The organism is Acidisoma sp. C75 (assembly GCF_054665095.1).
This window is the reverse complement of record NZ_BAAFHD010000006.1, coordinates 133,057-152,856: the sequence shown is the minus strand read 5'-3', so window position 1 is coordinate 152,856 and position 19,800 is coordinate 133,057. Positions and strand designations below refer to the sequence as shown.

Below are 19,800 nucleotides of genomic sequence, written 5' to 3'. Positions count from 1 at the left end.
CCGCGCCGCGCCACTCCTGCTTCCTTCAGCCGGCGGAGAGCATGCGCCCGGCCACCGCATCGAGCTTGGCGAGCACCGCCGGATCCCGCGCCGCGGGTGCGGTGATGAGGCTATGCGTCAAAGCCCGGTCGCACCCGGCCACGCAAAGGCCGCGCTGCTGCCCGACGACCGGCAGGATCGCCTTGACCAGGGCGCGCGCGTGGTCGGCATTGGCGAGCAGAACCTTCACCACCTGATCGACGGTGACATGGCCATGATCCTCGTGCCAGCAGTCGTAATCCGTCACCATCGCCACGGTCGCGTAGCAAAGCTCAGCCTCGCGGGCGAGTTTCGCCTCCGGCATATTGGTCATCCCGATCACGCTGCATCCCCAGGAACGATAGAGGACGCTCTCGGCATAGGTGGAGAATTGCGGGCCTTCCATGGTGAGGTAGGTGCCCCCGCGCGTGACGGAGAGGCCGATGTCCCGCGCCGCCGTCTCAAGCGCTGCGCCAAGGCGCGAGCAGACGGGATGCGCCATCGAGACATGCGCCACGCAGCCGGTGCCGAAGAAGGACTTCTGGCGCGCGAAGGTGCGATCGATGAATTGATCAACGATGACGAAATGCCCCGGCGGCAGTTCCTCCTTGAGGCTGCCGACGGCGGAGAGCGAGAGCACATCGGTGCAGCCGACACGCTTCAGCGCATCGATATTGGCGCGGTAGTTCAGTTCCGAGGGCGGGATCTTATGCCCGCGCCCGTGGCGGGGAAGGAAGACGCAGCGCAGCCCGTGCAGCCGCCCGAACAGCAACTCGTCCGAAGGCATGCCCCAGGGCGTCTCGACCCGGCGCCATTCCTTTTCCTCAAGCCCATCGATGTCGTACAAGCCGGAGCCGCCGATGATGCCGACCAGCGGTTCCACGCTCTCCATTGTGCCCTCTGGCATGATCAACTTCCTTCACTGTGATGCCCGGCTGGGCGACGAGGATAAGGGCATCAACAACAACCCACGGGGACAAGCAAGTTAAGCCCTTGATAAAGAGCAATGCCCGCGCCGTCTCTTCGCGGCAAGACGCGCAGGCTCTATCGCGGCAGGCGGCATGGCCGCCGCCCTCGCCGCCCCCCGACCGCGAAAGGATGACAGACGATGCCCAACCCCGCCATGACCGACCTGACCGGCGCACCGGATGCGGCGGCCGCGCATCTGGCGCTCTGCAATACGGCGGAAGCCTGGTTCCATTCCCTGCGGGACCGTATCTGCGCCGCCTTCGAGGCGATCGAGGATGCGCAGGACGCCGGCCCCCTCGCCGACCGGCCCGCCGGCCGTTTCGAGCGCCGCGAATGGGAGCGCCCGGGCGGCGGCGGCGGGTTAATGAGCGTGATGCGCGGCCGCGTATTCGAGAAGGTCGGGGTCAACTGCTCCACTGTGCATGGCGAATTCAGCCCCGAATTCCGGCGCGCGATCCCGGGAGCCGAGGAGGATCCGCGCTTCTGGGCCTCGGGCATCAGCCTCGTCGCTCATATGCAGAGCCCGCTGGTGCCCGCCGTCCATATGAACACCCGTATGATCGTGACGAGCCACGGCTGGTTCGCGGGCGGCGCCGATCTCACGCCCATGCGGCTCGAAACCCCGCAAGCCCAGGAGGACGCAGCCGATTTCCATGCCGCGCTGAAAACCGCCTGCGATGCGCATGGCGCGGATTTCTACCCCCGCTTCAAGGCTTGGTGCGACGAGTATTTCTACCTCCCGCACCGCGACGAGCCGCGCGGCGCCGGCGGCATCTTCTACGATCAGCATCGCTCGGGCGATGTCGATGCCGATTTCGCCTTCACCCGCGCCGTGGGGCTTGCCTTCCTCGATGTCTATCCGCGGATCGTCCGCCGCCGCATGGCCGAGCCCTGGAGCGAAGCCGAGCGCGAGCATCAGCTGATCCGTCGCGGACGCTACGTGGAGTTCAACCTGCTCTACGACCGCGGCACGCTGTTCGGCCTCAAGACCGGCGGCAATACCGAGGCGATCCTCATGAGCATGCCGCCTGAGGTGCGCTGGCCGTAAGCCGCTCTCAGAGGATCTTGCCGTCGAAGGGCGGCAGCAGATCGGGCGCGTCGAATTCGATGACCCAGAGATCCGGATCGAAGCGAAGCTGACGATCCACATAGGCATCGGCGCGCGCCTGATCCACCGGTTCCGCGCCGGTGCCACGCAGCCAGGCGAGTTCTCCGCCTTCGGTGCGTGTCTGCGACAGCACGACGACGGCGCCCTCCCGGTTGCGCAGGGCGACGAGGATGCCCCCCGCATCGGCATCGCCCCGGCGCAGCACCATGCCGGGCCGGCCGTCCCGGTCTCCCAGACGGAGTGCCATCTGCACCCAGAGCTGGGCCTTCACCCGCGGTTCCATGCCGCTCTCCTTCATCCGCCACTCGACTCCGGCCGCGTCCCCTGCCAGATGAGCGCGGAGACGAGGAGGAGTTCGATGGATCGTAAATTGACCGAATCGCAGCGCGCCTACGAAGCCAAGCGCGCTGCCAAGGCGGGCATGAGCCTCGATAAATGGCTCGCTGCCAAGGAGCAGGAAAAGAAGGCGGCGAGCGTCGCCAAGCAGCCGCCGGCAGCGGCCAAGCCGCCGGGCTTCTTTAGCAAATTGCTCGATCGCGCGCATAAGCCGCTGAAATCGAAATCCGGCTGAGCGGCCGGCGGCTCACTCCTCGCCATTGTCCTGCGCGGCGACCTTGAGCAGGCATTCCAGTACCTCCGGCTCCTGAGCCCCGGCAATGGCATGGCGGCGCCCAAGGATGAAGCAGGGCGCACCGTTGATGCCGAGGCGATGCGCCCGCAGGTTCTCGGCATAGACATGATCCACCCCCCGGTCCCCGGCCAGCAACTCCCGCAGTTCGAGCAGCGGGAGGCCGATCTGACGGCCGAGATCGAGAAGCTCGCCACGATGGCCGAGATCCCGCCCTTCGACGAAATGCGCGGTGAAGAGCACGTCCGCCATCTGATCGGCGCAGCCGAATTCCGCGGCGAAAGCCACCAGGCGGTGGGCGTCCACGCTGCTCGGCATGGTGAGGATGCGGTCGAAACGGAAGGCGATGCCTTCCAACCGGCCGATTTCGGTGATCGAGGCCTGCAGCCGCCGGGCGCGCTCATGCGAGCCGAATTTGCGGAGCACGTAATCAGCCCATGGCATGCCGGCGCGCGGCATGTCCGGATTGAGGAGGAACGGCCGCCACTGCGTTGCCAAGCTCAGCTCCGGGCGGCGGCGGCCAGCGCGCAACAGGCGGCGCGTGCCGATGAAGCACCACGGGCACACGATGTCATAGACGATTTCGACGGAGATCGGCGGCCGTGAAAAAGCCAGCATGTTCATTGCGCTTACGCCCGATCTGCCTTGTGCCGGCTGCTTCTGCCTTTTAGACGCTGCTGCATTCACGGAAGATTAGCATGGCGCGCGTCGCCGATCATCCATCGCTTGCGCTAGATAGCGGTGTAGTCCGAGACCATCGGGTCTAGGCGGAACTCGTTGACGAAAAAGTCAATCACCGCCCGCACACGCGGCGCGAGATGGCGGCGGGAGGGGTAGACCGCGTGGATCGGCACCCGCGGCTGCTGCCAGCCCTTGAGGATGACGCGCACCCGCCCGGCGGCGAGATCGTCGTTGAACATCCAGGTCGGCGCCCGGGTGATGCCGAGGCCGGCCCGCACCGCCTCGCAAATTCCTTCGATGCTGTCGGAGCGGAAGCGCCCCTGCACGGCGACGGAGATCTGCCCCTCCGGCCCCTCGAAGTCCCAGAGATGCGCGGAGGCGCGGGAGGCGCCCCCGGTATAGACAAGGCAGGCATGATCGGCGAGTTCGGCCGGCGTCTTAGGTTCGCCATGCTTTTCGAGATAATCCGTCGAGGCGAGCATGCCGCGGCTGGTGGAGCCGAGATGACGGGCGACGAGCGAGGAATCCGCGATCTGCCCGGCGCGGATGGCAATGTCGATATTTTCGGCGACAAGATCCTGCACCTGCTCCGAAATACTGACATCGACTTCGAGTTGCGGATAGCGGTTCATTAGGCGCGGCAGCCGCGGAATGATGTGGATGCGGGCGATGGAGGAAGAGGAGGCGATGCGGATCATGCCAGTTGGCGAGGCGCGACGCTTACCGAGCACTTCCTCCGTCTCATCCACGGTATCGAGGATGCGGCGGGCATGCGCCAGAAGATCCTGGCCGTCTTGGGTGAAGGTCAGGCTGCGCGTCGTGCGGTGGATGAGGCGGACGTCGAAATGCGCCTCCAAGGCCGCGATCTGCCGGGAGATCGCCGGCTGCGTCGACCCGACCTCGCGCGCGACGGCGGAGAAGGATCCCGTCTCGGCGACGCGGACGAAACAGCGAAATGCAGCCAGCAGATCCATAGCCCATACTCGGTTGTATGAATGTTATCTTAGCCCTGGTGGTTTCATGTCAGCAAGACATGAACCATTTATCGGAACAGCGATGGACAATTACGCCCCAGCCCTGCAATAAATGCAGGGAATGAGAGTTTGCGGATCATCAAATGAAGTCACTGAACGCTCAGCTCTTGGCTTTTAAGTCCTCGGCCTTCGACCGGGCGGATGCTCAGACCGTGAGCGCCCTCCGGCAGGCAGAGGCGGATGCGCGCAGCGATGCGCTCAAGGCATCGCCCCTTAGCGTCGGGCAGAAGGCGCCGGACTTCACGCTCAAGGATGCCGAGGGCAAGAGCCATACGCTCTCGCAGATGATCGCGGACGGCCCCGTCCTGCTGCTGTTTTTCAAGGGCGGCTGGTGCCCCTACAGCATGCTCACCTTGCGTGCATGGGAAGATGTGGCGGCCGAGATCAGGGCAGCCGGCGGCCGTCTGATTGCGCTTTCACCGCAGAAGGCCTCGCGTGCCGAACAGGTGCGGGACAATAACGGCGTGAGCTTCCCGATCTTGAGCGACAGCCACAACCACGTGGCCCGCGCCTTCGGCGTGTTGGGCGAATGCCGGCAGCTGACGCGGGAGATCCTCACCAAGCTCGGCTGCGATCTGACCGAGGAGAATGACGACGGCAGCTGGTCCCTCCCCCGGGCCGCCGAGTTTCTCATCGGCACTGACGGCATCATCCGCCTTGCCCACGTATCCCCCGTGCATTTCGAGCGATTGGAACCGAAAGAGGGCCTGGCCGCGATGCGGGCACTGACCGCAGCGCTCACTGAAGCCTGAGCGCGGCGGCGGCCGGCGCAAGACGGCGAGAGTGGATCGCGGCCGGAAAAGATCATTCTCCGGCCGCGCCGCGCAAGCCTCAGGCAAAGACCGATCGTGGGAAGTAGAGGGATACCAGCCAGTTCGGCTGATCCACGATGCAGCTGATGCGTAAGTCAGCCGCCACCGAGCACAGCATATAGGCATCGATCGCGGTGAGCCCGTGCTCGCGGCCCAGCAGATCGATCATGCGGGAAACCGCGCCCCGCGCCCCTTCCATCAGATCGGGGCCGATCCCGGTCGTCACCTCGTAGCCCGCCGCGTCGAGATGCCGGGTGACGGGGCCGGGCGTGGTGAAGCGGGGGGTTGCGAGCGGCGTCTGCTTGATGAGATCGAGCGTCAGCACCACCGACATGGGGCTTTCGATGGCCGTGCCGCATACCTCGCCATCACCCTGGGCGGCATGGGTATCGCCGATCGAAAAGAGCGCGCCTTTCACCTCGACCGGCAGGTAGAGCGTCGTGCCGGCGGCGAGATCGCGGATATCCATGTTGCCGCCGACCCGCCGGGGCGGAACGATCGAATGCAGGCCAGCCTCGGCGAGTGCCACGCCGATGGTGCCGGCAAAAGGTTTCAGCGGTACGCGCGCGGTATCGGAGAAGAGCGCCGGGGCGAGACTTCCCCGATCATAGGACCAGAGCTTGAGCGCGGGCTCAGTGAACTGGTCCGCGAGCAGGCCGAAGCCCGGGATATTCGCCGTCCATCCGAAGCCCGAGGCGGCAAATTCGTGCAGGCTGATCTTCAGGACGTCGCCCGGCTCGGCCCCCTCGACATAGACCGGCCCCGAGACGGGGTTGATGCGGCTGAAATCGAGCCCCGCCACATCCGCGACGCTGCTTTCCGGGCCGAGCTGTCCGGCGGAAGCGTCGTTGCATTCGAAGCCGATCGTGGCGCCGGGCTCGGCCCGCAGGACGGGCGGGAGGCTGTTATCCCAGCCGAAATGGTGCTGGGCCGCGTGGATCGTAAAACCGCAGGTGACGCACATGGGAAGGCTGCCTTTCTCGTGATCGTCGGGCCGAGGACACGCCGGAGGGACGCGGACCCGCGCCGGCCGGGAACTTGCCCGCGCTGCGTCCTTCCAGTAAGGGGTAGAGGCTATGTCCGCGTAGCTCAGCAGGATAGAGCACAGGATTCCTTGTTGCAGAACTGGGCGTCGCGAGGGGAAACCGCGCGGCGGAACCGCTCAAAGTCGGGGAAAGCTTGGCGGCCATACGCGGCAGCCGTGCCGATCCCGAGCCAAGCCCGGGGAAACCCTCCGGGAAGGTGTAGAGACTGGATGGGTGGCACCTAAGGGTCTTGGCCTAAGGTGAAGGGACAGTCCAGACCACGAACCGCCGGCCTTGCGGGGCCGCCGGGCGGCGAAAGCCGAAGTGGTATGAATCCTGGGGCCGTGGGTTCGAATCCCGCCGCGGACATGCCTCCCCCTCCCTGAGCAATTCGCGCAGGGCGCCTTCGCGATCGCCGCTTGATGCGGCCGCCCAAAAATTAATTTTTCCTTGCTGGACAGAATTCCCAGCACGACCGTATTTCGTTGCTATCATGAAATGACTATGCCCGCCGGCCTCGCCGCGCGGGCTTTTTGTTTTTGATGGCCACGAGCCTCGCGCCCGCCTCTCCAGCCCGCGCGCTGGCCAGGCCCGGCACCGCCGCCGCCCTTCCCGATCCCCAAGCCCCCTCCCCGCCGCATAGAGAAGGATACCCGACGCCGATGCGCGCCGACCTTTTGCACGTGATCACCGTCATCGCCAATCCGATCCGCTGGCAAAGCCGCGACCTGCTCTACGAGGCTTTCGAGCAGCATATGCTGGAAAGCGGCGTTCACCTGACCGTCGCCGAACTCGCCTATGGCGAGCGGCCCTTCCGCCTCGCCAACCGGCCGGGGGTCAACCATGTCGGCCTCCGCGCCCGCACGCTCACCTGGAGCAAGGAGAATCTGATCAACCTGGCGCTCGCCCGCCTGCCCGATGATTGGCGCTACGTCGCCTGGATCGATGCCGACATCCGGTTCCGCCGGGCGGATTGGGCTGCCGAAACGGTCCACGCCCTGCAGCAATATGATGTCGTGCAGCCCTGGTCCGATTGCTATGACCTTGGCCCGAAGGACGACCACCTGCAGGCGCATCGCAGCTTCTGCCGGCTATGGCATGACGGCAGGCCGATCCATCCGGGCGGCGGGCCGTACGAATTCGCCCATCCCGGCTATGCCTGGGCGGCGAGACGGCAGGCGCTGGAGCAAACCGGCGGCCTGATCGAAACGGCCATGCTCGGGGCGGCGGATCACCACATGGCGCTCGGTCTCGTTGGGCGGGTGCGTGAAAGCGTCCATAAGGATATCGGCCCTGGCTACCTCAAGCCGCTGCTGGCCTGGCAGGAGCGGGCAAGCGCCTTCGGCGGCAACATCTCCTATGTCCCCGGCACGATCGAACATACCTGGCACGGGGCGAAGAACAAGCGCGCCTATGTCGATCGGTGGTCGATCCTGACGCGGCATGCCTTCGATCCGGAGCGGGATATCAAGCGCAACACCTGGGGTGTGTGGGAGTTGGCCGGCAACAAGCCGCAGCTCGCGATCGATATCGACCGCTACTTCAGAAGCAGGGATGAGGATAGCAACAGCCTCGGCTGAACTGAGACCGGCAGCGCGGGGCGAAGGCGCCCTACGCTGCCGGTCTCAGCCTACTCGGATGCCGCGATGAGACGGCGGCGCTGTCAGATAAGATCCGCGCTGCCTGCCGTATCGCTCATCCGCGCCATGACGCGCGCCGTCTCTTCGGCGACGAGCGCGCAGCGAAGCGCGATCACGATGACGATAAGGCTCCACACCACGGTGAGGATGACGGCTGGCCAGAAGGATAGCCAGCCGAGCCCACCGCCGACATTGGAGAGCGCCGAAATCACCCACATGCCGCCGAACCAAGGCAGCAGCCAGAGGATTTCACGCCAGCCAAAATCCCCGGCGGGGCGGCGCAGCACGAAGTGGTACCACCCCGCATAGACCAAGAAGCCGATGCCGACGATCAGCATCAGCACCGTATTCGTCATGAAGCCTGTCCAGAGCACGATGAGGTTGCTGCAGACGAACGCCGCCCGGGCGATGATGCCGGCCGCCGGCAGGTAGAACTTGCGATTCGCCCCCGGCATGTTTCGCCGCAGAACCAAGAGCGTCACCGGGCCGAGGCCGTAGGTCAGCACGGTGATCGAGGTGATGTAGTTGACGAGCAACTGCCAGGCGGGAAAGGGCAGCAGGAAGATCACACCCACTACCCACATGACACCGACCGCGAGCCAAGGCACGCCGGCACTGTTGAGGTAGGTGAGCCAGGCGGGGCCGCCCCGCATCTCGCCCAAGGCATAAAGGATGCGCGAGCCGCCGGTGACATACATGAGCCCCGTGCCACCCGGTGAGACATAGGCATCGACATAGAGAATGAAGGCAAGCCAGGACATGCCGAGCACCGCCGCGAGACCCGCGAAAGGTCCCATTGAACCAGGGAAGTTCAGATTGGCCCAGCCATGGGCGAGATCGGAGGGACGAAGCGCGGCCAGGAAGCCGACCTGCAACAGGATATAGACGATGGCAGCCAGCACGACCGAGCCTATGACGGCAAGCGGAATGTGCCGCCCGGGATTGCTGCTTTCCCCGCCGAGATCGATCGCCGTGCGGAAGCCGAGATAGCTGAATACGATACCTGCCGCGGGGAGAGCGAGAAAGATGCCGCTCGCTCGGTAGCCCGTCGGATCCGCGCCCATGGCGCTCGGATGCCCACTCGCCGAGAAGATCAGCACCACCGCGGTAACGAGCGGGACCGCGATCTTCCACCACGTCACCGTCGAATTCACGCGCAGCAGCAGCCGGATGGCAAGCAGGTTGAGCGCCACCATGACGAGCAGCAGCATGGCGCAGACAACGAAGCCCATCGGGGTGAGCACACCACTGCCGCCTTTGGCAATGAGGCCGGGAATGTAGTTGTTCGCGTAAGTCACGATGCCTTCCGCCTCGACCGGGGGCACCGGAACATAGGCCAGAAACAGCATCCAACCCCAGATGCGGCCGAGCCCGTCACCATGGCTTGCATGGCTCATATGGACAAGCGCGCCGCTCTTGGGGAAAAGCGAAGCGAGCTCCGCGAAGCAGAGCGCGATGAGCATGATGATCACCGCGCCGACCACCCAACTCCAAATCGCGAGGGGGCCGGCGATTTTCGCCGCATGGAAACTTCCGAACAGCCAGCCTGATCCGATCATGCTGGTGACGCTCGCGAAGAGAAGGCCGATGATCTTGGCGTCCCTTCGCAACGTTGATGATGCCGCAGATGCAGCACCGGATGAGGAATGATCCATCATGTAAATCCCGTCATCTGAATGCAATATGGCAGCTATGAGCCAGTTACCCTTCAGTTGCAAGATCTTGCCGGAAACCTCGCTTGCGCACAATTTTCGCTCACGCGAACAAGCGCCTGGAGAAGATACTCATCCAACGGGCCGATCTGATCAAGTTAAGACGTTCTACAAAAACAACCAGCGAGAGTGGCGCACGCCCCGACGGCCGACGCCCCCGCCCTAGCCCGTTCCGCGCCGCAGCAAGGAGCAGAGAGCCGAGACGATGACGCCGGTGAGAGCCCCGATAGCGACCCCCGCGAGGCGGGCGAAGGCCGTTTGCTCGGCTGACCCGGCATGTGGCACAAGCAGGATGATGGTGGCCGTTATCCCGGCGAGTTGCCCTGAATCGCTGCGGCCGATGAGCGCGCAAACCGCGATCGCCACCAAAACCGCGGCGGCATAAACCCAGAGGCCGGTGCCGAAGAGCAGCACGGCCAGGATGCCGGCGCAGCCGCCCACCGCGGCGCCGATCAACTGCCTCTGGCCGAGTTGCTCCGAATCGTGAAAGCGCGTCTGCGTCACGGCGATCGCGGTGATGCTCGACCAAAACCCGTCCACGAGATGCAGCTGAGCCGCCACCTCATAGGCGATGACCGCCGCAGCGACGGAGACGGCCGCTTGGGCGATACCGGTACCGGCGCGGCCTATCCAGCCCGGGGGATGGTCCGCCTCGGCCATGGGGTCAGGTCAGCGCTCTCTGCGACGATGTTGCAGCGCCAAAACGCACCAGCCAAAAGCCGGAATAGCGATATCCATATAGAAGATGACCCCGGCATTGCCGGCGGCGAAATCATGCATGACGATCATCTGCCGGATATGGCCGATCGCGGCGCCGAGCGTGAAGATCCCTGGCCCGGTGACGGCAGCCAGCCGCAGATCGAAACTGCGAAAGGCGGCCAGGAAGCCCACCGCCGCGAAGCCGAGGCTCGCGGTGCCAACCTCGAATTGAAAGGGGCTGTCGGCCCAGCCGATGAAGGCCGCCGCCATGCGGCCGAAGGCGATGTGGACGACGGCATTATAGAGAAACGAAACGCCGATGGCCCAAAAGACATGCCAGGCAATAAGCTTTTCGAGAACCATCCCGCCGTCCGGCCGGCCGGCGCGCCACAAGCCAATGACGGCGGCGAGCAGCCCGATCACAAAGAAGGTGAGCGGGAAATTAGACAAGACAAACACGAGAATTGCCTTGATCAAGAGCGCCATCGGCCTCTACCTCGCCCGTTGTCTTCAGACGCCCGCTCAGTGAGCGATCAGGACTGCACCTTTGTCAAAGCAAGAGAAGGCGGACAGGGCGATGCGGGCCCAAAGGGTGGTCGAGCCGGGCCCGGCCACCCCTGCTGGCCTGTCCTGCCAGGAAGCGCGTGAGGCCAAAGCGCGCTAGGCAACCGATGCCTGGTAGATCTCATCGATCGCAGCGGCGATCGCGGCGTTGAACACCGCATCCGGCATGTCTTTCGTGAGCCCCTCCGTCAAGGCGCGCGAAAAGCTCGCGATCATGCCGTGATTCTGCGCAAGCAGCTGGCAGGCCTCGCTCCGCGAATAGCCGCCGGAGAGGGCAACGACACGCTCGACCTTCGGGTGTTCGATGAGCGGCCGGTAGAGACCGGCCTCACTCGGGATGGTGAGTTTGAGCATGACCTTGCGGTCTGCCGGCAGTTGATCGAGCGCACCGAGGATCTGGCTCCGGAGCTGCGTTTCAGCCCCCGGCTTGTCGGGGCTCTTGATGAGCACCTCAGGCTCGATGATCGGCATCAGGCCATGGGCGGCGATCTGGTCGGCGATCTGGAATTGCTGGCGCACGATGGCGGCGATCCCGCTTTCCGAAGCGAGCCGGATCGTCGAGCGCATCTTGGTGCCGTAAACGCCGAGCTTGGCTGCCCGTTCCAAGAGCGCATCGAGCCCCGGAATGGGCTTCATGAGGCTGACGCCATCTTCCTCGCTTTCGAGCCCCTTATCGACCTTGAGGAAAGGGACGACGCCGCGCTCCTCCCAAAGGAAACTCGGGACTGGCCGCCCTTCGGCCTGCCCATCCATCGTCTTCTCGAAGAGGATGGCGCCGATCACCTTCTCGCCGGTGAAAGCCGGGGCGCTCATGATGCGCACGCGCATCTCGTGCATCAGCTGGAACATCTCCGCCTCGCCGCTATAAGCGGTCTCCGGAATGCCATATTGGCGAAGCGCGCCGGGGGTGGATCCGCCGCTTTGATCGAGCGCGGCGATGAACCCTCCCCTCTCAGACATCTGCGCATTCATCTGAGCCTTCATCGTCTCACTGGCCATGGTCAGTTTCCTTGACAGCCGGTCAATCCTGGCGCGCCCCTGCGCAACACGAGCGGAACGACCGAGTTTTTGCATGAGCCCCTGGGCAAAGCAATCGAGACCCGAAGCCTCGCCGCGGCGGGCCGGGTGACGATAACGCGCGGCCGCGCGGCATGAGAGCCGTTGCGCAGGGATTTGCGCGACAACACGGCGATTTGTGCAGAGCAAAAACTCACCACCCGCTCAGACGTTCAGCGCACCCTGGGGGCAAGAGCGAGCAGATACCGCCATCATCCGCCGTTTTTCTTGGAAATAAGCGCTCCGCGGCCGTTCCGCCGGGCTTCTTCACCCATGCAAACCCCACTATTGGATCTTTAGCTCTGCGCATGTGCTCCACATAGTTGACATTTGCGCGACCCTGCAGGATGATCCGGTGCAACGAACAGCACGCATTGGCTGCCAGGGAGGTTTCACCATGCACCCGCATCATCGCCGGCGAGCGGAGCCGCGGCTGTGAATTCCAGCGTCAGCCAGGAACAAGCGGCGCCGATCCTGTTCGATCTCGTCGCCATCATCGTGCAGGAGCAGGGACGCTTGAGCGAGATCGACGGGCAGACCGGCGATGGCGACCACGGCGTCAACATGGGCAAGGGCTTTCGTCTCGCGGGCGAAAAGCTCCGCACCGCCGGCTCCTTCACCTTCGCTGAGGGGCTCAAAATCCTTGGCGACACCTTGCTGAGCGACATCGGCGGCTCGATGGGCCCGCTCTACGGCACTTTCTTTACGGATATGGGCGAGGCCGCCGAAAGCAGCGCCACGATCGACGGGCCGCGCTTCTCCGCCATGCTGCACGCGGGCCTTGCCGCAGTGCAGGGCCTCGGCGACGCCAAACCCGGCGACAAAACCCTGGTCGATGTGCTCGTGCCGGCACAGCAAAACTTCGATGCGGCGCAGCGCGCGGGCAAAAGCTTCGCCGAATCGCTCGCCGCGCTGCGCGAGGCATCCGCCGCCGGGCTTGAGGCGACGCGCCTGATGGTCGCCCGGATCGGGCGGGCGAGCCGGCTCGGCGAGCGTTCACGCGGGACGCTCGATGCCGGCGCCGCCTCCTGCGAGATGATCCTGCGAACCATCGCGCATGGGCTGGAGAGCCGGTTGGCGGGGTGAACCCCCGCCCCGCGCCGGCGACGGACTTGGGCGAGGATGCAGCCGCTCCGCGCTTCGGGGAGCGATGCAGGCGCGGGTTTCTTTGTTCTATTCCCTTTTCACGATGGGTCGCCTCATGAGTGCCAGCTTAGCCAAACGCTCTCCTGCTTCCGCACGGCGGCTTCGGCGCGGGCTCATCGGCGGCGGCGCCTTGATCGTGCTGCTCGTCGCGATGGGCTTGAATGTGAGGGTCGTCAGAATCGGCTCGCAGGCAGCGGCGACGCCAGGCGCCTTCAACCCAGCGGCCTATGGCGCGCGGGAATTCCCCAAGATCCGCGCCGAGATCGAGAAGCGCGCGGTGGATGCCGCGACGCTGGCCGCCGCGATCGCCAAGAACCCGGATGATGCAGCCAAGCGCTATGGCGTGCCGGGCATGATCGGCCCCGAATATGCCGTCAAATTCACGGGCGTGGCCGGGCAGGATACCTACGGCGTCTATACCGTCTCCATCCCGGGCGTGCCGCCATCGCTGACCGTGCGGGTGCAGATGGGCCCGGCGATCAACGGCACCGCGGTGCGCGATGCGACCGGCACCATCACCTTCGGCCAGTTCACCAATCAGATCGACTACCAGAATGCCGGTTCCGCGCTGAACAACGAGATCAAGAAGCAGGTTCTGGCCAAAATCGCCACGCAGAAGCTGACAGGCAAGACTATCTCGATCGTCGGCGCCTTTCAGTATGTCGTGCCGAACAGCTGGCTGATCACCCCGGTCGCAGCGGAAGTCCATTGAGATGAGCGGAGGCTGGGCCATCCCGCCGGATGCCATCCTGTCGGCACGCGGGGTCTCCAAATCCTACGGCAATACCCACGCGCTGAAAGCGGTGAATTTCGACATCCACCGCGGCAAGGTGACGACCCTCTTCGGGGAGAATGGGGCCGGCAAATCGACTCTCATGAAAATCCTCTCGGGGATCGTGCCGCCGAGTGCTGGGACCATCCTGCTGGACGGCGAGGAGGTGCGCTTCACCGATACCAACCACGCTCGGGACTGCGGCATTTCCATCATCCATCAGGAATTAAGCCTCGCACCCAATCTCTCCGTGCGGGACAATATCTTCATGGGCCGCGAGATCATGACCCGCACCGGGGTCGATTTCGCCGAGGAGGCGCGACAGGCGCAGGTCCTGATGCGGGAACTGGAAGAGGATATCGACCCGCTGACCCCGGTTGAGGATCTCCGCCTCGGCCAGCAGCAGATCGTGGAAATCGCCCGCGCGCTCTCAGTCAATTCGCGCATCCTGATCATGGATGAGCCGACATCGGCGCTCAGCGCCAGTGAAGTCGAGGTGCTCTTCAAGGTCATCCGCGATCTGACGAGCCGCGGCGTCTCGATCGTCTATATCTCCCACCATCTCGAAGAGGCCTTGCAGATCACCGATTACGCCGTGGTGCTGCGCGATGGGCATCTGACTGCGACCGCCGAACGGCGCGATATCGACCTCGAATGGATCGTCCGCAACATGGTGGGCGAGAATTTCGACCTCGGCTCGCCGCCCGCCGGCTATGCCTTCGGCGAGGTGGCGCTCTCCATCCGCAACCTCAGCGTGCCGGGATCGACCGGCGATGGCGGGCTCGCCGTGGATCACCTCTCGCTCGATCTGCGTGCGGGCGAAATCGTTTGTATCTATGGGCTGATGGGCGCCGGGCGCACCGAGCTTCTGGAATGCGTCGCCGGCCGCGTGCCGCCGGCGGAGGGCGCAATCCTGCTCAGGGGCGAGGATGTCTCGCATCTCACCATCGCCGAACGGATCGCCGCCGGCCTCGCCCTCGTGCCTGAGGACAGGCAGCGCGACGGCCTGGTGCAGACCATGTCGGTCGGCGAAAACCTCTCGCTCGCCAGCATCGCGCGCTTCGCCCGCGGGCTGTTCCTGTCCACGCCTGCCGAACGGCGGATCATCCAGCAGTCGATCAACACGGTCACCATCAAGACCGCCGGCGGCGAGGCGCCGATCGGCTCCCTTTCGGGCGGCAATCAGCAGAAGGTGGTGATCGGCAAGATGCTGGCGACCGAGCCGCAGGTGATCATGCTGGACGAGCCGAGCCGCGGCATCGACATCGGCGCCAAGGCAGAGGTCTTCCGCCTCTTGGCGGAGCGGGCGAAGGCCGGCCTCGCCGTCCTCTATTCCACGTCGGAAGTCGGCGAATGTCTGAGCATCGCCCATCGGATCATCGTCATGAGCCGGGGCCGCATCGCCGCCGAATTCGGCGCCGACGCCACCAAGGAAGAGATCATGGCCGCCTCCGGCGAAGCCGTGGTCGCCTGATCGCAGAGGAAGCGAAACGCCATTATGACGCAATCCAGCCAGACGCTTCAGCGCAGCCGTTCGAGCCTCCTTGGCGAGAAGCCCGATCTCGTCCAGATGCTGCTGAAGGGGCGCGCCTTCTTCGCCCTCATCGCGATCATCGTCGTGTTCTCCTTCCTGTCGCCCTACTATTTCTCGGTGAGCAATTTCCTCACCATGGCCTCGCATGTGGCGATTTTTGGCATCCTCGCCCTCGGCATGCTGCTCGTCATCCTCAATGGCGGGATCGACCTGTCGGTCGGCTCGACACTCGGCCTCTCGGGTATCGTCGCTGGCTTCCTGATGCAGGGCGTGCCGCTGCACATGCTCGGGGTCAAGCTCTATCCGGCGGTCTGGGTCGTGGTCGTCATCGCCTGCGCGGTCGGCGCTTTCATCGGCTTCATCAACGGCATTCTCATCGCCCGCTTCAAGGTTCCGGCCTTCGTCGCCACACTCGGCATGATGTATGTGGTGCGCGGCATCGCGCTGCTCATCACCAATGGCCTCACCTACAACAACCTCAGTGGCGAGGCCGATCTCGGTAATACCGGGTTCAACTGGCTCGGCTTCAACCACCTGCTCGGCGTGCCCATCGGCGTGCTGGTGATGGTGGTTCTCGCCGTGCTCGGCAGCCTGATGCTGAACCGCACCGCTTTTGGCCGCTGGCTCTATGCGTCCGGCGGGAACGAGCGGGCGGCCGAGCTTTCCGGCGTCCCCACCAAGCGCGTGCAGATCACCGTCTATGTGCTGGCAGGCATCTGCGCCGCGATCGCCGGGCTGATCCTGACCTCGCAATTGACCTCCGCCGGCCCGACCGCCGGGACGTCCTATGAGCTGACGGCGATCGCCGCCGTCGTCATCGGTGGCGCGGCGCTGACGGGCGGCCGCGGGACGATCCGCGGCACGCTGCTCGGCGCCTTCGTCATCGGCTTTCTCTCCGATGGTCTCGTCATCATCGGCATCTCTTCCTACTGGCAGACGGTCTTCACCGGCGGGGTCATCGTCCTCGCGGTGCTGCTGAACGCCGTGCAATACCGGCGGCGGGTCAAGCCTCAACCAGCAGCCGGCACCGCAACGCCTCAGCCGACCGGCAAGGCGGCCTGAGGCGCGCATATCTCCCCCGTCGGGGATCACAACCCGGCATTCACAAAAGAGAGAAGGAAACGACCATGTCCAAATTTCGCAAGACCCTGATGGCGGGCGCTTTCGCGCTGGCAGCCCCGATGATCGCCGGGGCGGTGATGGCGCCGACCGCCGCGGAGGCCGCCGGCGGCCTCATCTCCATCATCGTCAACAATCCGGCGAACCCGTACTGGCTCACCGAAGGCAAGGTTGCCGCCGCCGAAGCCCAGCATCTCGGCTATTCGGCCAATGTCTCGGCCTCGATGGGTGATACTAACACCGAGAGCAAGCTCATCGACACGGCGATCACCAACAAGTCGGTCGCCATCATCCTCGACCCCGCCAATGCCTCGGGCTCGATCGGCGCCGTGAAGAAGGCGGTAGCGGCGCATATCCCGGTCTTTCTGGTCAACGCCGAGATTAACCAGCAAGGGCTCGCCAAGGCGCAGCTCGTTTCCAATAACGCCCAAGGGGCGGCCCTCGGCGCGATGGAGTGGGTGAAGGACGTCGGCCAGAAGGGAGATTACGTCGAACTGCTCGGCAACCCGGCGGATAACAACGCGGCCACGCGCTCCAACGGCTACGAGACGGTGCTCAGCCAGTATCCCGGCCTCGTCAAGGTCGGCCAGCAGGTAGCGAACTGGGACCGTACGCAAGGCTTCAACGCGATGCAGAGCCTGCTGCAGGCGCATCCGGAAATCATCGGCGTCATCAGCGGCAATGATGAAATGGCGCTCGGCGCGGTCGCAGCACTCAAGGAGGCCGGCAAGCTCGGCCAGGTCAAGGTCGGCGGTTTCGATGGCTCACCCGATGCGGTCGCCGCCATCAAGGCGGGCGAGCTGCAATATACCGTGCTGCAACCGGTCGCCGTCTTCTCCAAGAAAGCGGTGGACGAGGCAGACGAATACATTCGTACCGGCAAGACCGGCGCTTCCGCCGAGAAGCAGCTCTTCGATTGCGTGCTCATTACCAAGGCGAATATCGCGAACTATATCGCGCCCTTCACCTTGAAGCAGTAAGCAAGACCCAAGGGCTCCCCCGGAGCGGCGCGGCTGGCGCCGCCCCGGGCAAGCTGCCAGATGCCGAGACCGCGCAATGACCCATCTTTGTGACGCAGCCGAGAGTTTCGCCAGGACGGCGCTGGAAGGCTTCTGCGACCTGCATGGCCGGCTCGTCCACGCCGTGCCAGGCGGCGTGCTGCGAAGGGCCGCGCGGAAGCCGGGCAAGGTCGCCCTGGTGATCGGCGGTGGCAGCGGGCACTACCCGGCCTTCGCGGGCTATGTCGGGCCAGGGCTTGCCGATGCGGCGGTGGCGGGGGATGTCTTCGCCTCGCCCTCCGCACGCCGGGTGCGCGATGTCGCGGCAGAGGCCTCCTGCGGCGGCGGCATCCTCCTCGGTTTCGGCAATTATGCCGGGGACGTGCTGAATTTCGGCGCGGCCGCTGAACGCCTGCGGGCCGAGGGGTTCGACGCCCGCACGCTCGCGGTCACTGATGATATTGCAAGCGCGCCAGCGGCTGAGCATGCGAAGCGGCGCGGCGTCGCTGGAGACGTTGCGGTTTTCAAGATTCTGGGCGCGGCGGCGGAAGCGGGGCTCGATCTCGATGCGGTCGAGGCGATCGGCCGACGCGCCAATGCGCGCACGCGCTCCTTCGGCGTGGCCTTCGGCGGCTGCACACTGCCCGGCGCGGCAGCTCCCCTCTTCACTGTGCCCGCAGGCCGCATGGCGATCGGCCTTGGCATTCACGGCGAACCCGGTATCGCCGAGGCTGCCATTCTCCCGGCCGCGGCGCTGGCCGAACTGCTGGTTCGCCGCCTGCTGGCCGAAGCGCCGGCGGATGGCGGCAGACGTGTTGCCGTATTGCTCAATGGCCTCGGCAGCACCAAGCAGGAAGAGCTGTTCGTGCTCTGGGCCAGCATCGCCCGCTTGCTGCGCGCGGCGGGGCTCGCGATCGTCGCCCCGCTCGTTGGAGAATATGTGACGAGCCTCGATATGGAAGGCTGCTCGCTGACCCTCACCTGGCTCGATGAGGAGTTGGAGCGTTTCTGGTGCGCGCCCTGCGAAAGTGCCGTGCTCTCGATCGGCTCGGCGTCAGGCGGCGCCCCTCCCCCCCAGCCGGCGGCGAGCTTGAATGAACCGGGCGCGGTGTCTGCCGCGGCGGCTTTGCCTGCGGCGAGCCCAGCCTCGCGCGCGGCGGCGAAGCACGCCGCGGCGGCCTTCGCTCGGCTTGCAGCCGCGCTGCGCGATGCCGAGGCGGAACTCGGCCGTATCGATGCCGAGGCAGGGGATGGCGATCACGGTCAAGGCATGGCGCGCGGTGCCGCGGCAGCGGCGGCGGCGGCGGCCGAGGCAGCCAAGGCCGGCGCCGGGCTCGCCAGCCTGCTGGCCCGCTCGGGGGATGCCTGGGCGGATCGCGCCGGCGGCACCTCCGGCGCACTCTGGGGGCTCGGCCTCGTCAGCGCCAGCCGCGCCCTGAACGACGACACCATCCCGACCGCGGCGGAGGTGGCGCAGGCCGCGCGGCTCGCCTGCGAGGCGGTGATGCGGCTGGGTGGCGCCCAGCCTGGGGACAAGACGCTGGTGGACGCGCTGCATCCCTTTGCCGCGATGCTCGCCAGCGCCGTCTCTTCCGGGGCGGATGGGCGCACCGCCTGGCGGCGGGCGTCCGCCGCCGCGGAAGCCGGGGCGGAAGCCACCGCCTCTATGCTTCCGCGCCTCGGGCGGGCAAGGCCGCTCGCCGAGCGGAGCCTTGGCCATCGCGACGCGGGTGCGGTTTCCTTCGCGCTCTGCAGCCGCGTCGTCATCGAAACTTTTGGAGAAAGCCATGTCTGACCAGCGCTTCACCATCGTCATCGGATGCGATGACGCCGGAATCCGGTTCCGCGACGTGCTGGCGGCGGATCTGCGCAAGGATGAGCGGGTTGCCGCCGTCATCGATATCGGCGTCGCCGCGAACGAAACGACCGCATACCCGCATATCGCCGTCACCGCCGGGCGTCTCGTCGCCGAAGGCAAGGCGGACCGCGCGCTGCTGATCTGCGGCACCGGCCTCGGCGTCGCCATCAGCGCCAATAAGGTGCCTGGCATCCGTGCCGTCACCGCGCATGACGTGTATTCCGTGCAGCGCGCCATCCTCAGCAACAACGCGCAGGTTCTCTGCCTCGGCGAGCGTGTCATCGGGCTCGAACTTGCGCGCGCGCTGGTCAAGGAATGGCTTGCCCATCGGTTTGACGAGGCCTCCGCCTCGGCCGCGAAGGTCTCGGCAATCTCCGCCTACGAGGCGGAGGCAGCGGTGCGCTGAGGCTCGCAGGACTGGCGCCGA

General features: G+C 65.5%; 21 protein-coding genes. 12 read left to right on the top strand and 9 right to left on the bottom strand.

Annotation, left to right across the window (positions count from 1 at the left end; genetic code table 11):
- Window positions 1-25 precede the first annotated feature (25 nt).
- Window positions 26-925 carry an S-methyl-5'-thioadenosine phosphorylase gene (locus ACYQ7X_RS10010; RefSeq protein WP_459696869.1) on the bottom strand — a complete coding sequence of 300 codons (900 nt, stop codon included), beginning with the start codon at window positions 923-925 and terminating at the stop codon, window positions 26-28.
- 216 nt (window positions 926-1,141) lie between these two features.
- On the opposite strand from ACYQ7X_RS10010, the gene hemF reads away from it, so the two are divergent.
- Complete coding sequence (hemF, locus tag ACYQ7X_RS10005) at window positions 1,142-2,035, top strand: oxygen-dependent coproporphyrinogen oxidase (RefSeq protein WP_459696961.1); 894 nt, start codon at window positions 1,142-1,144, stop codon at window positions 2,033-2,035.
- A gap of 7 nt (window positions 2,036-2,042) precedes the next feature.
- On the opposite strand, the gene ACYQ7X_RS10000 is transcribed toward hemF, so the two are convergent.
- Window positions 2,043-2,378, bottom strand: coding sequence for a DUF1491 family protein (locus ACYQ7X_RS10000; RefSeq protein ID WP_459696868.1), 336 nt, complete (start codon window positions 2,376-2,378; stop codon window positions 2,043-2,045).
- A 75-nt stretch (window positions 2,379-2,453) separates the two neighbouring features.
- On the opposite strand from ACYQ7X_RS10000, the gene ACYQ7X_RS09995 reads away from it, so the two are divergent.
- On the top strand, window positions 2,454-2,666 hold the full coding sequence (locus ACYQ7X_RS09995) for a hypothetical protein (protein ID WP_459696867.1): 213 nt from the start codon (window positions 2,454-2,456) through the stop codon (window positions 2,664-2,666).
- A gap of 12 nt (window positions 2,667-2,678) precedes the next feature.
- Here the strand turns inward: ACYQ7X_RS09995 and ACYQ7X_RS09990 are convergent, their stop codons facing one another.
- Window positions 2,679-3,341, bottom strand: coding sequence for a DsbA family oxidoreductase (locus ACYQ7X_RS09990; RefSeq protein ID WP_459696866.1), 663 nt, complete (start codon window positions 3,339-3,341; stop codon window positions 2,679-2,681).
- Between the two features lie 113 nt (window positions 3,342-3,454).
- Window positions 3,455-4,378, bottom strand: a complete 924-nt coding sequence (locus ACYQ7X_RS09985; RefSeq protein WP_459696865.1) for a LysR family transcriptional regulator — start codon at window positions 4,376-4,378, stop codon at window positions 3,455-3,457.
- Between the two features lie 212 nt (window positions 4,379-4,590).
- On the opposite strand from ACYQ7X_RS09985, the gene ACYQ7X_RS09980 reads away from it, so the two are divergent.
- Complete coding sequence (locus tag ACYQ7X_RS09980; RefSeq protein ID WP_459696864.1) at window positions 4,591-5,190, top strand: peroxiredoxin-like family protein; 600 nt, start codon at window positions 4,591-4,593, stop codon at window positions 5,188-5,190.
- A 79-nt stretch (window positions 5,191-5,269) separates the two neighbouring features.
- On the opposite strand, the gene ACYQ7X_RS09975 is transcribed toward ACYQ7X_RS09980, so the two are convergent.
- Window positions 5,270-6,214, bottom strand: coding sequence for an acetamidase/formamidase family protein (locus ACYQ7X_RS09975; RefSeq protein WP_459696863.1), 945 nt, complete (start codon window positions 6,212-6,214; stop codon window positions 5,270-5,272).
- Between the two features lie 723 nt (window positions 6,215-6,937).
- On the opposite strand from ACYQ7X_RS09975, the gene ACYQ7X_RS09970 reads away from it, so the two are divergent.
- On the top strand, window positions 6,938-7,855 hold the full coding sequence (locus ACYQ7X_RS09970; RefSeq protein WP_459696862.1) for a hypothetical protein: 918 nt from the start codon (window positions 6,938-6,940) through the stop codon (window positions 7,853-7,855).
- 83 nt (window positions 7,856-7,938) lie between these two features.
- On the opposite strand, the gene ACYQ7X_RS09965 is transcribed toward ACYQ7X_RS09970, so the two are convergent.
- A complete protein-coding gene (locus ACYQ7X_RS09965; RefSeq protein ID WP_459696960.1) occupies window positions 7,939-9,456 on the bottom strand; it encodes an APC family permease in 1,518 nt (505 codons plus the stop codon).
- Between ACYQ7X_RS09965 and ACYQ7X_RS09960 the strand changes: the two genes are divergently transcribed.
- Window positions 9,371-9,565 (top strand): hypothetical protein, encoded by a 195-nt coding sequence (locus tag ACYQ7X_RS09960; protein ID WP_459696965.1) that lies wholly within the window; start codon window positions 9,371-9,373, stop codon window positions 9,563-9,565. The two genes, ACYQ7X_RS09965 and ACYQ7X_RS09960, sit on opposite strands and share 86 nt — an antisense overlap.
- Window positions 9,566-9,789: 224 nt before the next feature.
- Here ACYQ7X_RS09960 and ACYQ7X_RS09955 read toward each other — a convergent pair whose 3' ends face one another.
- The 3 genes from ACYQ7X_RS09955 to ACYQ7X_RS09945 all read right to left on the bottom strand — a co-directional run bounded on the left by ACYQ7X_RS09955 (window position 9,790) and on the right by ACYQ7X_RS09945 (window position 11,889).
- The gene (locus ACYQ7X_RS09955; RefSeq protein WP_459696861.1) at window positions 9,790-10,287 is read right to left on the bottom strand and encodes an FUSC family protein; all 498 of its coding nucleotides are present in this window, start codon (window positions 10,285-10,287) and stop codon (window positions 9,790-9,792) included.
- A 9-nt stretch (window positions 10,288-10,296) separates the two neighbouring features.
- Window positions 10,297-10,785: a DUF6790 family protein gene (locus ACYQ7X_RS09950; protein WP_459696860.1), complete on the bottom strand. Its 489-nt coding sequence runs from the start codon at window positions 10,783-10,785 to the stop codon at window positions 10,297-10,299.
- Between the two features lie 201 nt (window positions 10,786-10,986).
- The gene (locus ACYQ7X_RS09945) at window positions 10,987-11,889 is read right to left on the bottom strand and encodes a fructose bisphosphate aldolase (protein ID WP_459696859.1); all 903 of its coding nucleotides are present in this window, start codon (window positions 11,887-11,889) and stop codon (window positions 10,987-10,989) included.
- A gap of 492 nt (window positions 11,890-12,381) precedes the next feature.
- On the opposite strand from ACYQ7X_RS09945, the gene dhaL reads away from it, so the two are divergent.
- From dhaL to ACYQ7X_RS09910, 7 genes are all read left to right on the top strand, one after another.
- Entirely contained in the window at window positions 12,382-13,032 is a 651-nt protein-coding gene (dhaL, locus tag ACYQ7X_RS09940) for a dihydroxyacetone kinase subunit DhaL (protein ID WP_459696858.1), read from the top strand.
- A 115-nt stretch (window positions 13,033-13,147) separates the two neighbouring features.
- Window positions 13,148-13,804: a DUF2291 family protein gene (locus ACYQ7X_RS09935; protein WP_459696857.1), complete on the top strand. Its 657-nt coding sequence runs from the start codon at window positions 13,148-13,150 to the stop codon at window positions 13,802-13,804.
- Window position 13,805: 1 nt separating this feature from the next.
- A complete protein-coding gene (locus ACYQ7X_RS09930) occupies window positions 13,806-15,338 on the top strand; it encodes a sugar ABC transporter ATP-binding protein (RefSeq protein WP_459696856.1) in 1,533 nt (510 codons plus the stop codon).
- Window positions 15,339-15,362: 24 nt separating this feature from the next.
- A complete protein-coding gene (locus tag ACYQ7X_RS09925) occupies window positions 15,363-16,460 on the top strand; it encodes an ABC transporter permease (RefSeq protein WP_459696855.1) in 1,098 nt (365 codons plus the stop codon).
- Between the two features lie 65 nt (window positions 16,461-16,525).
- Window positions 16,526-17,497 (top strand): substrate-binding domain-containing protein, encoded by a 972-nt coding sequence (locus tag ACYQ7X_RS09920; protein ID WP_459696854.1) that lies wholly within the window; start codon window positions 16,526-16,528, stop codon window positions 17,495-17,497.
- Window positions 17,498-17,573: 76 nt separating this feature from the next.
- Window positions 17,574-19,310 carry a dihydroxyacetone kinase family protein gene (locus ACYQ7X_RS09915; RefSeq protein ID WP_459696853.1) on the top strand — a complete coding sequence of 579 codons (1,737 nt, stop codon included), beginning with the start codon at window positions 17,574-17,576 and terminating at the stop codon, window positions 19,308-19,310.
- Window positions 19,303-19,779: a ribose-5-phosphate isomerase gene (locus ACYQ7X_RS09910; RefSeq protein WP_459696852.1), complete on the top strand. Its 477-nt coding sequence runs from the start codon at window positions 19,303-19,305 to the stop codon at window positions 19,777-19,779. Before ACYQ7X_RS09915 ends, ACYQ7X_RS09910 begins: the two co-directional genes overlap by 8 nt.
- The last annotated feature ends 21 nt before the right edge of the window (window positions 19,780-19,800 follow it).

Bases quoted from the DNA above. Each gene is read 5' to 3' on its own strand.
- ACYQ7X_RS10010 (WP_459696869.1), bottom strand. From the start codon at position 925: ATGCCAGAGGGCACAATGGAGAGCGTGGAACCGCTGGTCGGCATCATC.
- hemF (WP_459696961.1), top strand. From the start codon at position 1,142: ATGACCGACCTGACCGGCGCACCGGATGCGGCGGCCGCGCATCTGGCG.
- ACYQ7X_RS10000 (WP_459696868.1), bottom strand. From the start codon at position 2,378: ATGGAACCGCGGGTGAAGGCCCAGCTCTGGGTGCAGATGGCACTCCGT.
- ACYQ7X_RS09995 (WP_459696867.1), top strand. From the start codon at position 2,454: ATGGATCGTAAATTGACCGAATCGCAGCGCGCCTACGAAGCCAAGCGC.
- ACYQ7X_RS09990 (WP_459696866.1), bottom strand. From the start codon at position 3,341: ATGCTGGCTTTTTCACGGCCGCCGATCTCCGTCGAAATCGTCTATGAC.
- ACYQ7X_RS09985 (WP_459696865.1), bottom strand. From the start codon at position 4,378: ATGGATCTGCTGGCTGCATTTCGCTGTTTCGTCCGCGTCGCCGAGACG.
- ACYQ7X_RS09975 (WP_459696863.1), bottom strand. From the start codon at position 6,214: ATGTGCGTCACCTGCGGTTTTACGATCCACGCGGCCCAGCACCATTTC.
- ACYQ7X_RS09970 (WP_459696862.1), top strand. From the start codon at position 6,938: ATGCGCGCCGACCTTTTGCACGTGATCACCGTCATCGCCAATCCGATC.
- ACYQ7X_RS09960 (WP_459696965.1), top strand. From the start codon at position 9,371: ATGAGCATGATGATCACCGCGCCGACCACCCAACTCCAAATCGCGAGG.
- ACYQ7X_RS09955 (WP_459696861.1), bottom strand. From the start codon at position 10,287: ATGGCCGAGGCGGACCATCCCCCGGGCTGGATAGGCCGCGCCGGTACC.
- ACYQ7X_RS09945 (WP_459696859.1), bottom strand. From the start codon at position 11,889: ATGGCCAGTGAGACGATGAAGGCTCAGATGAATGCGCAGATGTCTGAG.
- ACYQ7X_RS09935 (WP_459696857.1), top strand. From the start codon at position 13,148: ATGAGTGCCAGCTTAGCCAAACGCTCTCCTGCTTCCGCACGGCGGCTT.
- ACYQ7X_RS09930 (WP_459696856.1), top strand. From the start codon at position 13,806: ATGAGCGGAGGCTGGGCCATCCCGCCGGATGCCATCCTGTCGGCACGC.
- ACYQ7X_RS09925 (WP_459696855.1), top strand. From the start codon at position 15,363: ATGACGCAATCCAGCCAGACGCTTCAGCGCAGCCGTTCGAGCCTCCTT.
- ACYQ7X_RS09920 (WP_459696854.1), top strand. From the start codon at position 16,526: ATGTCCAAATTTCGCAAGACCCTGATGGCGGGCGCTTTCGCGCTGGCA.
- ACYQ7X_RS09915 (WP_459696853.1), top strand. From the start codon at position 17,574: ATGACCCATCTTTGTGACGCAGCCGAGAGTTTCGCCAGGACGGCGCTG.
- ACYQ7X_RS09910 (WP_459696852.1), top strand. From the start codon at position 19,303: ATGTCTGACCAGCGCTTCACCATCGTCATCGGATGCGATGACGCCGGA.